Raw genomic sequence first — 12,135 nt, forward strand, 5'->3', positions numbered from 1 at the left:
TCGGTGGCGGTGCCGTCTTGGATCAGTTGAGCAACTGGCGGACGTCGGTGAAGTGCCCTGTAACGGCAGCGGCGGCGGCCATGGCGGGGCTCACGAGGTGGGTACGGCCGCCTGGGCCTTGCCGACCCTCGAAGTTGCGGTTGCTCGTGCTGGCGGAGCGCTGACCGGGGGTCAGCTTGTCGGGGTTCATGGCAAGGCACATACTGCACCCGGCCTCGCGCCACTCGGCCCCGGCCTGGGAGAACACGCGATCGAGCCCCTCGGCCTCGGCCTGGTGCCGAACCTGTTCGCTGCCGGGGACGACGAGGGCACGCACGCCCGGAGCGACCTTGCGTCCTTCGAACACCTTGGCGGCGGTGCGGAGGTCTTCGATACGGCCGTTCGTACACGAGCCGATGAAGACGATGTCGACGGGGATCTCGGAGATCGGCGTGCCCGGTGTCAGGCCCATGTAATCGAGCGCCCTGCGGGCGTCGTCTTTGCTTGCGAAGGGGACGTGCTCGGGGTCGGGGATCCGCCCGGTGACGTCGACGGTCATCGCCGGGTTGGTCCCCCAGGTGACCTGGGGCACGAGGCTACTCGCGTCGACCTGGATGTGCCGGTCGAAGGCGGACGGGTCCTCGGTCCTCAAGGTCTTCCAGTCGGCGATCGCGGCGTCGAGGGCTGCCCCCTTCGGGGCGAACGGCCGGTCGACTCGGGCGAAGTACTCGAACGTCGTGTCGTCGGGCGCGATCAGCCCGGCGCGGGCGCCGGCCTCGATCGACATGTTGCAGATGGTCATCCGGCCTTCCATCGAGAGGGCGCGGATCGCCGGGCCGTAGTACTCGATGACGTGGCCCGTGGCCCCGCCCGTGCCGATCGCCCGGATGATGGCCAGGATGATGTCCTTGGGCTCGAGGCCCGGGGCGAGGCTCCCGATCACCTCGATGCCGAGCGACTTCGGTCGGCGGCCCTGCCAGAGGGTCTGAGTCGCGAGGACGTGCTCGACCTCGCTGGTGCCGATGCCGAAGGCCAGGGCACCGAAGGCGCCATGGGTGCTGGTGTGACTGTCCCCGCAGACGATGGTCGTGCCGGGGAGAGTAATGCCGAGCTCGGGGCCGATGACGTGGACGATGCCCTGCCGCCCGCTGCCGATGTCATACAGCGTGACGCCGAACTCGCGGCAGTTGGTCCGCATCGCCTCGACCTGACGCCTCGACATCGGCTCGCGGATGTCGAGCTGATTCTCGGTCGGCACGTTGTGGTCGAGCGTGGCGAATGTGAGCTCGGGCCGGCGGACCTTGCGGCCGGCCATCCGGAGCCCGTCGAAGGCCTGCGGGCTCGTCACCTCGTGGACCAGGTGCCGGTCGATGTAAAGCAGCGTGGCCTCATCGGTCGTCGCAACCTGATGGCGTTTCCATACCTTCTCGAACAGCGTCTCGGACATCGCCGGCTTCCTTCAATCAAGTCAATGAGCGGTGCGGAAAACGTCCATGGGACGGGCCTGCCAGGATCCCCGGACATCACCCGAGCGTTACGGGTTCGATGCCGATATCCTCCAGGCATGATCGCCGGAGAGTCCAAGCCGTTGGTGGGTCCAGCGCTTCGAACGGCCCTCTCCCCGAATCCTCGCCGTTCCAGGATAGCGGATTTGCGGAATCAGGGCGAGAGGCGGCCCGCCGGACTCGACTCGTCGTCGGGGGGCAACGAACGATGGATCGCGAAGTCGTAGACGAACGCCCCGAAGACCCCGCCGGCGAGGGGGGCAACGATCGGCACCCAGAAGTAGCCGCCGTGCGAGCGGAAGACCGCCGAGCCCCACCCCAGGAGGCTCGACGCCAGGCGAGGGCCGAGGTCTCGGGCCGGGTTGATCGCATAGCCCGTCAGCCCGCCGAGCGACAACCCGATCGCCCAGACAACCACGCCGACCAGGATCGGCTCCAGGTTCATCATCGGCGAGGCATTCTTTCGGTCGGTCACCGCGCGGACCCCGAACAACAGCAAGGCCGTACCCAGGAATTCGCTGAACAGGTTGCCCGCCAAGCCGTCGAACTCCGGGTAGGTCGCGAAGACCCCGGCACCTCCCGCCGAAGTTCCGACGAGCCGGCCGTCGACCATCGCCCCGCGCACGATCCCCTTGGCTCCCTCGAAGGCCGAGAACGCCGACGCGTAGTCGGCATAGACGATGAGCGCACCGCAGAAGGCGCCTGCCACTTGCGCGGCCCAGTACGGGACGACTTTCGCCCAGGGGACCTCACCGCGAGCAGCCAGGGCGAGCGTCACGGCCGGGTTGAGGTGACCCCCGCTGAGCCGGCCGCTGGCGTAGACGGCCAGGGTCACCGCGAGCCCCCAGCCGGTCGTGATGACGATCCAGTCGGCCTGCTTCTTCAGGAGGACGACCGAGGCGACGACCCCGTCGCCCAGCACGATCAGGAGTAGGGTCCCGAGGAATTCCCCGACGAGGATCGACCGCAACGACGGTGTCGACATGGGAAGGAAGTCGGCTCCTCATCCGAAGTCTGTGTCGAGGTGCGCGGCCGGCCCTGCGCGAAGGCTGGGCGCCCGCCCGAAGGCTCTCGAGCCGAACCCCGACGACCCCGTTGCACGTCGGCCCGGCCCCGATGAGTCCCGCAGTCGCACTCGAACCCGTCTCGAAACCCGTTGTTTTCTTAAACAACGGGTTTCTGCGGGGACTCGCGACGTCCCGAGAGGGGTCGTCGACGTCGAGTGCGTCAGAAACCCGTTATTTAAGAAAATAACAGGTTTCGGGACACTCACACCTTCCGCCCGACTCTATCGGGTACAGAACCCAGCGACAATGGGACGGCGGGCCCCAAGTTGAAGATCCTCTCTCCCGGTGGGTGGGGCACGCTTGCTCCGCGGATTGCGACTCGGCCGAACGTCGTCGGTCAGGACTGTCCGGGCAGGCTCGTCGTCGCCATTTCGTCGGCGTGATAGCTCGAACGGACGAAGGGCGCGCTTGCGACCTCGAGGAATCCGAGGGCACGAGCCATGCGGCCGAGCTCGTCGAACTCGTCGGGAGGGAGGTAGCGAACCACGGCGAGATGCTTCGGCGAAGGCTGGAGGTACTGCCCCAAGGTGAGGAAGTCGCAGCCGACGGCACGGAGGTCGGCGAGGGTCTCGAGGATCTCCTCGGTCGTCTCGCCGAGGCCGAGCATCAGGCCGCTCTTGGTCCGGACGGAGGGACGGGACCGCTTCGCATGCTCGAGCACCGCGAGGCTGACGGCGTACTGGCTCTTGCGCCGTACGTATTGCTGAAGCCGGGCGACGGTTTCGAGGTTGTGGTTGAAGACCTCGGGCTCGGCCGAAAGGACGATGTCGATCGCCTCGGTGCGACCGTCGAAGTCGGGCGTCAGGACCTCGATCGTGGCCCCGGTCCGTTCTCGGACCGCCAGGATGCAGCGCCGGAAGTGATCGGCACCGCCGTCGGGGAGGTCGTCGCGGGTGACCGAGGTGATCACGACGTGCTTGAGGCCGAGCCGGGCGCAGGCCTCGGCGAGGCGATCGGGCTCGTCATCGGCGACGGGCTCAGGATGGCCGCGACGGACCGAGCAGAAGCCGCAAGGGCGGGTGCAGACATCCCCGAGGACCATGAAGGTCGCCGTGCGACGGGTCCAGCATTCGGAGCGGTTCGGGCACTTGCCGCTCTCGCAGATCGTCTCCAGGCCGAGTTCGCCGATGAGGTTCTTGGTGAAATACGTCCCCCCCGTCGAGGGGATCGGCCGCTTGAGCCACTCGGGGAGCCGGCGCCTGGGGGCTTCAGCCGGGACGGCCACCTCGGATCCCAGGACGGTCAGGGAGGGGAGGGGGCCCCGATCAGCCGGGGCTTTGAGCGTAGACATGAGGACGGACCTTCCGGCGGATCAAGGGATGGTGCGAGTAGACGTGGTGCCGCTCGAGGCCGAAGACGGCCTCGAGGTGGCGGATCAACGCCTCGCGGACCTTCGGCATCGGCGTGGGCCGCTGTCGCCGCGCCTCCATCGAGGTCTGGCGGAGCGAAAAAGGCCCGAAGCCGGGCTCGTCGATCAGGTCGAATGGCCCGAGGAACGCCCCGACGTTGAGCGTGAGCCCGTGGTAGGCGATCCAGCGGTTGACGGCCACACCAATCGTGGCGATCCGAGAACTTCCGAGAAAGACTCCCGAGGCCTCGGCTCGAATCTCGCCATGGAGCTCGAACTCGTCGAGCACGCGCAGGACCGTGTTCTGCAGGCCGTCGAGGTAGCCCTTGAGGTCAAGCCGGAGGGACTCCATCGAAAGCACGACATACGCCGCCAGTTGGCCGGGGAGATGCAGGACGCAGCCGCCCCCCCGATTGACCCAGTGGACGTCGATCCCCAACCCGCGCAAGGTCGGGTCGTCGGGCACGATGTGGGCCCGGCTCCCGGTTCGTCCGACGCTGATCGTCGGGGGGTGCTCGCAGAGGATCAGGGCCGCGCCACCACGCTCCCCCAGGTCGTAGACGAGCCGACGCTGGAGTTGCTGGGCATCCAGGAAGTCGACGAGGCCGAGCATGTAGATCTCGAGCGAGGGGACATCCGGGGGAACCATCATCACTCGTTGATCCCCCCTCGGTCGAAGAACACCCCGTACCCATCCCGGGCCCGGGCGTCGTTCGATGGTCCAAAGACCCCACCCGAAACCCGGTTTATAGAAAAACCCGGGTTTCGAAACCGACACTCGTCACTCCCGATAATGTACCCCGAGTCTTCGAAAACGGGCAAGATGGATCGACCGATCGGGCGGCGTCGAAGCCCCTTTCGATACACAAAGTGTTGGTGGCAACAGCGATCCGGGCCTTGAGGGACGAGAGCCCGGACAAGCCCTGAAAACTCGAGTGGGGCGGACCTCCGTGAGTGGCCTGTCCCACACGTCGGCCCGGAAAGCGATGCGGCGAGGGTCTGGCGAGTCCGGAGATTTGCGAGAGCCGAAGAGGGATCTCATCGCCCCTCGACGAGTTCGCGTTCGAAGGTCCCCCCCGCGAGGTTCGCCTTGAATCGGCCTCGCGTGGTGTCGAGTGAAAAAGGGCCTCGTTTCGAGGCGAACCGACAGCCTCCGGAGGGGTCGTCGGCCCGGGGCTCGGGTTGGAGTCGAAGCGTCTCGGACTTGCGACGTCCCTGGTCGAGACGAATGCTCACCTCGGTGGGGGGTGTCGCCATCGGAGACTTACCGTCCTCTTGAAAGAAGTAGGCGACGACGGCGGTGGAGGGATCCGTGCGACGGTCGACGACCTCCGGCTCGTTGACCAGCTCGACGTAACCCTGGTTGCTCGGGAGTCGGAAAGCGGAGCCTCGATGGGGGCCGATCTCGAACCGGGGCACCGGGGCCGGGCCACTCGACCCTTCGCAGCCGGCAGAGGAGGCGACGGATACCATGAACAAAACGAAATAATAGCGATCCCACATAATATGAATCGATTCCGTAATTCATTTCCCCAAACGGACCCGGCCGGGGCGAAATCGCCCCGGCCTTCGCATTCGTCGGCACACGAGCGGGTCGCGAGACCGACTCAATACTGGTCGGAGCTGAGGACCTCGCCGTTGGCCCGGGTGGCCAGGGACTGGTACACGCCGAAGCTCGCGCCGGGGCTGACGCTGAAGGAGTAGGACGGGCTCCCGACGTAGGTGACGTTCGGCGGGGTCGAGAGGGTCGTCGTGGAAAATTTAACCGAGGACGTCGGGTCGAACGCCCAGGAGTTGATCGTATTCTTGAGGAAGTGGACCGAGCCGTCGACGAAGGCAAAGTTGCAGCCGCCGGGGTGGAGGCTCGAGGCCTGGCCCTGGAAGACGCCGCTGTAGTAGCCCACGTTCCCGTTCGACGACTGGACGTTCGGGGGATAGTAGGCGGAGATCATCGTGTCGTACCAGTGATACTGGTTCCAGCAGCCATCAGAATTGAAGTAGCGGGAGTCGGCGAACTTGGGGGCCAGCGTGACGGCATGCTCGCCGAAAGCCAGCGTGTTGCTGGTGCCGTCGGTAATCGCCGAGATTTTCGTCGAGCTATCGTTGAAGATCACCCCGTTGTATTGGGGCAGTTCCCCGGCACCGAAGCTGACCTCGTAGGTGCCCGGGAAGGTCCCCTGGATGGCACCATAGCTCGTGAACTGCTGGGTCCAACCTTTGTCCAGCAGCGACGTGTTGTAGATCGACTTGAAGCTCGAGTTCGCCAGATTCGTGACGCTATTGATCGACTTCGACGTCCAGGGGTCGCTGGGGCAGGCGAGCGTGTTGATCTTGACGCCGGCGATCGTGATATTGGCCGGGTCGTAGACCGTCCACGCGAAGTTCATCGCGTTGTAGACGCCGGTCTGCTCGAAGTACTGGCTGGTGATCACGAAGACGCTCGAGTTCGGGTAGAGGCTCCCCTGCGTCTTGGCGGGAGCGGAGTACCCGTTGCCCGGGAGGCAGCCGTTGGCCGACTCATAATTCATCGTGGCCAATGCGAGCTGCTTGAGATTATTCGTGCACTGGGCACGGCGGGCCGCCTCGCGGGCGGATTGAACAGCAGGCAAGAGCAAAGCAATCAAGACGGCAATGATGGCGATGACGACGAGCAACTCGATCAGCGTGAATCCCCGAGAGCGGTGCGCATAGGTGCGGACAGACATTCACTTCCTCCTGGAGGGAACGGCGAGAGAATAGGGGGCAAGGATTTCGAGACGAACGGCTAGGCATCGACGGGGAGATCGACGCGACCGCTGACCGGCGGGGGGGGGAACCGGCGAGCACCATCTCCCGTGAGTATAGTCTAATGTTCGTTCGAAATTCTATGTTTGAAGTTCCCGTGAATTCGAAATGACGGGGTCCCCATATCCTCAAGCATGGACCGCGAAAATCGCATAAACACAGACGACTTTTTACATGCAATACATAGACCGCCCCTCGTGTAGATCCGTCGGTTTCCCCGATCTTCTCGAGAACTTCGCAGACCCGTTGGGCGAGGCGCCCGTCCAGGCCTAAACCACAGCCGGGCCGACGAAGGACGCTGCGATCATCGATGTCGGGATGAGTTCACGCACGTTAGATCGCTCGATTGGCCAAGTCGATGGAGTTCTCAGCCTGTGCCAAGCCTCGAGACCCTGCTCAAGCCGCACCCTCGAGTCCGTATCGTCCGGGAAGGCATCCCCGCCCCGGACGGCCGATGCGTCGTGTACTGGATGCAGCGGGCCCAACGAGGACGCGACAATGCCGCACTCAACCTGGCCGTCGCGCTGGGGAATGAGCTGAAACAGCCGGTCGTGTGCGTATTCGGGATGACCGCGGATTACCCCGGAGCCCAGCGCCGACATTATCGATTTCTCGTCGAAGGGCTGGTTGACGCGGCCGAGGACCTGGCCGCTCGCAACGTCCCTCTGGTCGTCCGGATCGGTGAGCCGTCGGAGGTCGTCCCTGCTCTTGTTCCCGAGCTTGCCCCGTCGATCGTCATCGGCGACGAAAACCCAATCCGGGTCGGCCAGCGATGGCGGGAGGCCGTGGCCGATTCGATCGCGGTCCCCTTCCGAGTCGTCGACGCAGATGTCGTCGTCCCGACGTCACTCCTGCCCAAGGAGGAGTACGCCGCACGGACCCTCCGGCCCAAGATCCACCGGCTCTGGGACGAGTTTCTCAAGCCGCTCCCGAACCCGAAGGCCAAGGTCGAGTGGACGTCTTCGGCACTCCCGAAAGGGGAGGCCATCGACCCCGACGCGCTCCTCCGTCGCCTCAAGGTCGGCGGCGTTGCGGAAGTCTCGGGCTATCGCGGCGGGTCGGCCGAGGCCTCCCGGAGATTGGCCCGGTTCCTGAAACATCGGCTGCCCCAATACGCCACCGACCGCAACGAGCCCACCCCGTATTGCTCGAGCGAGCTCTCGGCCCACCTCCATTTCGGGCACGTCGGCCCCCTCTCGATCGCCCTGGCCGTGCTCGAGAGCGGGGCCGATCGAGTGAACATCGACGTGTATCTCGAAGAGTTGATCGTCCGTCGCGAGCTCTCCGTCAACTTCGTCGCCCGCAACCCCGACTACGACCGCATCGAAGGGTGTCCCGAGTGGGGCTTGAAGACCCTGGCCAAACACGCGGGCGACCCTCGCCCCACCCTATATACCACCGCCCAGCTCGAGGCAGGAGAGACGCACGACCCCCTCTGGAATGCCGCACAGAAGGAGATGGTCCTGACCGGGAGGATGCACAATTATTTGCGCATGTACTGGGCCAAGAAGATCCTCGAGTGGAGCCCCGACGCCGAAGCCGCCTTTTCGGTCGCGGTCGACCTGAACGATCGCTACGAGATGGACGGCCGCGACCCCAACGGCTATGCCGGCATCGCCTGGGCGATCGGCGGCAAGCACGACCGCCCCTGGCCCGAGCGGCCGATCTTCGGGACGGTCCGGTTCATGAGCTACGAAAGCACTCGCCGGAAGTTCGACTCGGCCGCGTACATGGACCGCGTGAGGGATCTCGAACAGGGGAGGCTGTTCCCCGATTAACTTCCGGTCCAATGACGAGTGATTAGAATTCTTAGCCACGGATGAAACACGGATAAGAGGAGACAGATTTATCAACAGATGACACAGATTGTCGCAGATTCATCAGGAAATCAAATCTAAGAACTTAGCCAATCCGTTAGGATCAGCCCAGGGACTGCAGCATAGTCCTGGGTGTTCTGGGTCACCATCGTCAACCCGTGGACGATTGCGGTTGCGGCGTTCACGAGATCCATGTCCGGACATGCCAGGCCGGCATCGAGCATCGACGACCGGATTTCCCCGAATTGGCAGCGACAGAATCGTCGACATCAATGATCTTCACATCCTTGAAGAAGGCGAGAAGATCCACCAGCCGCCTTGGCGAGGCTTTGGATCGCGGTACCCATGTGTACAATTCGCCCGCGGTGATTGCGGAGACATAGAGCCGACCACCGTATTGAATGGTGCGGTTCCCGACTCGATGCTCACCCTTCAGATAAGCCGAACAGATGTCGGTGTCGAGGAGAAAGCTCACGGTTCAATTCCCGGGCGACCAAGCTTCCGACGTTGCCGGTTGTCCGCGAGATAGTCGTCCAATTCCTCGGCGTCTTCACCCCAGGACCCAAAACTGCGTTTTAGTCCTTCGCCGGGCACGAGGTTTTCGACCTCCGCATGGGCTTGAATCCAGCGCCGTTGGGCCTCGGTCTGATCGGGAGGGCTCACGATCGCGGATGGGCCTCCAATCGTCTCCATCGTGACCGACACTTCCTGGCCGACCGGCAGTCCTGGCTCGCTCTCGAGTTCGATCGTTTTGCCTCGAACAACCCCTCTCAATTGCGTGGAAGATTGGCCCATCCTCGTCCCTCCGCTCTTCGTATTCATCCGATCGATCGGACACCAAACTAAGCGGCTGAGGTCGATCGTCTTTGAATTTTATGATTTTGCCTGTTGCCCGCCAGTGAGTCGGCCTAATTTCAGCATTCACGGGTCGTTCAGTAACTTGGGAAGACTGAAGCCAGAGACGCGAGATGTCTACAAATCCCGGGGTGACGTTAAACCTGTCAAGGCAATGTCGAGTAGATCACGATATTGCTGGCGATCCGGAGCGCGCTCTCGTAGGAGTAGCCCTTGCAGTCGAGGCCCTGGTGCCGCTCGAGGGCGCAGCCGAGGTCGAGCTTGGAGTAGATGACCGCCCAGTGGCCATCGATCTTGATTCCTTCGAGCTTGGGTAGGCCCTTTCCGCCGCCGGCGGCGTTGGTGAAGCGGACGTCGGAGAGGTTGTAGCCGATCTTTTCTGAGTAGAGCTCGTCGTCGCGGGGGATCGGCACGAGAGGGTTCTTCGGGAACATTTCCGCGATCGTGCGGCGGAAGGCGGCGTCGAAGGGGGGGCTCCCGCAGGCGGCGTCGGCGAAGAGGGTCCCGCCGCCGGGTTCGAGGTGCGTCTTCAGCCAGTCTCGTTCCTCGCGCTCGAACCGGAAGTCGGAACGGCCGTGGACGTAGACGAGAGGGTAGTGTGCGAGGCGAGGGTCGCGCGGGGGGAGTTCCTTGTGGCTGATGACGACGTCGAACCCGAGCCGGTCCCTCAGGCTCGTCGTGAGGTTGGGGATGGCCAGCGGGGCGATGTTCCAGTCCCGGGCGTGGTGGAGCTTGGCGATGTGGAGGGCCCCACGTCGGGGTGAGTCGAACTTCAGCTCTTTCACCTCACGGACGACCAACTTGTCGGCCGGGGGCTCGCGCCCGGTCGCGTAGTCGACGATGTTCTGGCCGACACGGACGGCCCTGAGGACCGCGGGTTGATTCGGCTGCGACTCCCACTGGTTCCAGTAGCAGGAGAGGTCCTCCGGCGAGTAGATGACGACCGTCCGGCAGCCGTGCTCGATACCCCAGAGCGGGTGGATGTCGGGCGAAAGTTGATGCTTCGCGTTCCAGACGGCGTGGTTCTCGGACAGGGGGCGGAGTTGGTACTCGGGCTCGGGGAAGACTCGTTTCATCAAGGCTTGCGCGCCCCTGTGGAACCCCTCGCTCGAGCAGCAGGCCTCGGCGAGGATGAAGCCCCCTTGCTCGACGTAGTCGCGGAGGTTCTTCACGCCCTGGGGGGTGAACTCGGGCGCCTCGTGTCCGTTGAAATAGACGATCGGAGATTGGAGCATCTCTTCGACCGTGGCCACATCCGGGTCGATGACCTGCCACGTGAGCAGCGACTTCCAATCCTTGGAGACGACCCCGACGAGGTTCCGGATGTCGTCGACGTCGCGGTTCCAGTCGCCTCGGGGCCCATGGCGGAGCTTGTTGACGAGGACAGGGGCCCGCCCCTTGGCCAGGAAGAGCAGGGCGAAGCTCGTGGCGATGAGGGGGTCGCGCTCGACGACGGCTCCTTGCCAGCAGCCCCGGACGGGCACCTGGTCGTGGACCAGCTTCTCGGCCCCCGCGCGATACCAGTCGTGCTCGCCGAAGAAGCGCTGGCCCGTGAGCCTGCCGACGCGTTCCAAGCCGTAGAGATAATAGTAGCGCCAGCCCGGGCCTTCGCCGTAGTTCTCGCCGACGCGGAAGTGGGCCGCCATCCATTCGATGCCGCGCTGGAGGTTGGTGTTCATGCCCCCCTCGCCGCAGTGCCGAATCGTCTCGCCCTTGAGCGTCTCGCGGCCCTCGTAACGCCTCAGGCCGGTGATGATCAGGCTCGAGATCCCCGCGCAGGTCATGCTGGCGGTCGGGGAAGCGTTGGAGTCGGGGATGTACGTCCAACCGCCGTCGTTCCGCTGGCAGGCTTCCCAGTACTCTCGGGCCAGGGCCCAGACCTCCGGCCGGACCGGGATGCCGGCCTCGGTCGCCGCGTTGAGGCCGAGCAGGGCATACTGGGTATTGGAGTTGTCGCCGTGCCGGTTCTTGAGGGCCGAATAGGTCCACGAGCCGGGCCACTGGACGCGGTCCCCGGGCTTGATCTGGGCGCGGGTCAACCAGTCGACGTTGGCGGCGATCCGGAGTTGGTCCTTCTCGGGGCGCGCCGCCGCGTAGACCATCGTCTGGATCGCGATCGCGTACACGCTCCGGAGGTCGTCCGGGCCAAATTTTCGGGTGTAGCCGAGGGCCCTCGCAATCGTCGGCGAGTCGACGGGCTCACCGGCCGTGAGCAAGGCCAGGGTGACGAGGCTCGTCGTGCCGGTCGGCGCGTCGTTGTCGACGTCATTCCAGGAACCGTCGTCACGTTGCTCATCCTTGAGGAATCGGACACCGTCGCGGATGGCCCGCTCGACCTCCTTCGCCGTCACCGCCCCCGAAGCCTCGGCGGGCCCAAGGGCGGTCATCACCCCGACGACGATCAAGAGGAGAGCCAGGGGGCGGCGCAGGATCGACGTCATGACGGGAGGCCTCCCTGGCGATCGGCATGCGGCACGCGACTGCATGGCCGCATCACCTTACAGGATGCCGCGCCCGTCGGCACCTCGACAAGTCGGGTTCGCCTCTCCTTGAGAGAATGAGCCCTCACTTCGGATGGCGTCCATACCGACGGCTCCCGCGGAATGATCTTTTACGAGCCCGAAGCGCTAGAGAGTGAATTTCCGCGGGGAAATCGAAGCGGATTCACTCGCTTGCGCTTCGGGCTTGTATCAAAGGCATGCTACGCGAACGTCAACGGCTCGGGAAACGCAAAACGACCTCGGCCCCATCCGGGCACCGAGGTCGATGACGTGGTTACT

At 64.6% G+C, this 12,135-nt stretch carries 9 protein-coding genes; 1 reads left to right on the plus strand and 8 read right to left on the minus strand.

The window, feature by feature from the left end:
* Positions 1-22: 22 nt before the first annotated feature.
* The 6 genes from leuC to ACYOEI_RS03060 form a co-directional block, all read right to left on the minus strand.
* Positions 23-1,426, minus strand: a complete 1,404-nt coding sequence (leuC, locus tag ACYOEI_RS03035) for a 3-isopropylmalate dehydratase large subunit (protein ID WP_462847800.1) — start codon at positions 1,424-1,426, stop codon at positions 23-25.
* Positions 1,427-1,638: 212 nt separating this feature from the next.
* Positions 1,639-2,469, minus strand: a complete 831-nt coding sequence (locus ACYOEI_RS03040) for an MIP/aquaporin family protein (RefSeq protein ID WP_462847801.1) — start codon at positions 2,467-2,469, stop codon at positions 1,639-1,641.
* 419 nt (positions 2,470-2,888) lie between these two features.
* The gene (gene lipA / locus ACYOEI_RS03045) at positions 2,889-3,842 is read right to left on the minus strand and encodes a lipoyl synthase (protein WP_462847802.1); all 954 of its coding nucleotides are present in this window, start codon (positions 3,840-3,842) and stop codon (positions 2,889-2,891) included.
* Positions 3,817-4,551 carry a lipoyl(octanoyl) transferase LipB gene (lipB, locus tag ACYOEI_RS03050; protein WP_462847803.1) on the minus strand — a complete coding sequence of 245 codons (735 nt, stop codon included), beginning with the start codon at positions 4,549-4,551 and terminating at the stop codon, positions 3,817-3,819. The genes lipA and lipB overlap by 26 nt, the downstream gene beginning before the upstream one ends.
* A 386-nt stretch (positions 4,552-4,937) precedes the next feature.
* Entirely contained in the window at positions 4,938-5,402 is a 465-nt protein-coding gene (locus ACYOEI_RS03055; RefSeq protein WP_462847804.1) for a hypothetical protein, read from the minus strand.
* Positions 5,403-5,506: 104 nt separating this feature from the next.
* Positions 5,507-6,604 (minus strand): DUF1559 family PulG-like putative transporter, encoded by a 1,098-nt coding sequence (locus tag ACYOEI_RS03060; RefSeq protein ID WP_462847805.1) that lies wholly within the window; start codon positions 6,602-6,604, stop codon positions 5,507-5,509.
* Between the two features lie 453 nt (positions 6,605-7,057).
* On the opposite strand from ACYOEI_RS03060, the gene ACYOEI_RS03065 reads away from it, so the two are divergent.
* Complete coding sequence (locus tag ACYOEI_RS03065; protein ID WP_462847806.1) at positions 7,058-8,461, plus strand: deoxyribodipyrimidine photo-lyase; 1,404 nt, start codon at positions 7,058-7,060, stop codon at positions 8,459-8,461.
* A gap of 220 nt (positions 8,462-8,681) precedes the next feature.
* Here the strand turns inward: ACYOEI_RS03065 and ACYOEI_RS03070 are convergent, their stop codons facing one another.
* On the minus strand, positions 8,682-8,975 hold the full coding sequence (locus ACYOEI_RS03070) for a type II toxin-antitoxin system VapC family toxin (protein ID WP_462847807.1): 294 nt from the start codon (positions 8,973-8,975) through the stop codon (positions 8,682-8,684).
* Between the two features lie 526 nt (positions 8,976-9,501).
* The gene (locus ACYOEI_RS03075) at positions 9,502-11,796 is read right to left on the minus strand and encodes a DUF4159 domain-containing protein (RefSeq protein ID WP_462847808.1); all 2,295 of its coding nucleotides are present in this window, start codon (positions 11,794-11,796) and stop codon (positions 9,502-9,504) included.
* Between the last annotated feature and the right edge of the window lie 339 nt (positions 11,797-12,135).

Source organism: Singulisphaera rosea, from assembly GCF_054877945.1.

What these genes read in the sequence shown, in the direction of transcription:
- leuC (WP_462847800.1), bottom strand. Translation starts at nt 1,426, where the DNA reads ATGTCCGAGACGCTGTTCGAGAAGGTATGGAAACGCCATCAGGTTGCG.
- ACYOEI_RS03040 (WP_462847801.1), bottom strand. Translation starts at nt 2,469, where the DNA reads ATGTCGACACCGTCGTTGCGGTCGATCCTCGTCGGGGAATTCCTCGGG.
- lipA (WP_462847802.1), bottom strand. Translation starts at nt 3,842, where the DNA reads ATGTCTACGCTCAAAGCCCCGGCTGATCGGGGCCCCCTCCCCTCCCTG.
- lipB (WP_462847803.1), bottom strand. Translation starts at nt 4,551, where the DNA reads ATGATGGTTCCCCCGGATGTCCCCTCGCTCGAGATCTACATGCTCGGC.
- ACYOEI_RS03055 (WP_462847804.1), bottom strand. Translation starts at nt 5,402, where the DNA reads ATGTGGGATCGCTATTATTTCGTTTTGTTCATGGTATCCGTCGCCTCC.
- ACYOEI_RS03060 (WP_462847805.1), bottom strand. Translation starts at nt 6,604, where the DNA reads ATGTCTGTCCGCACCTATGCGCACCGCTCTCGGGGATTCACGCTGATC.
- ACYOEI_RS03075 (WP_462847808.1), bottom strand. Translation starts at nt 11,796, where the DNA reads ATGACGTCGATCCTGCGCCGCCCCCTGGCTCTCCTCTTGATCGTCGTC.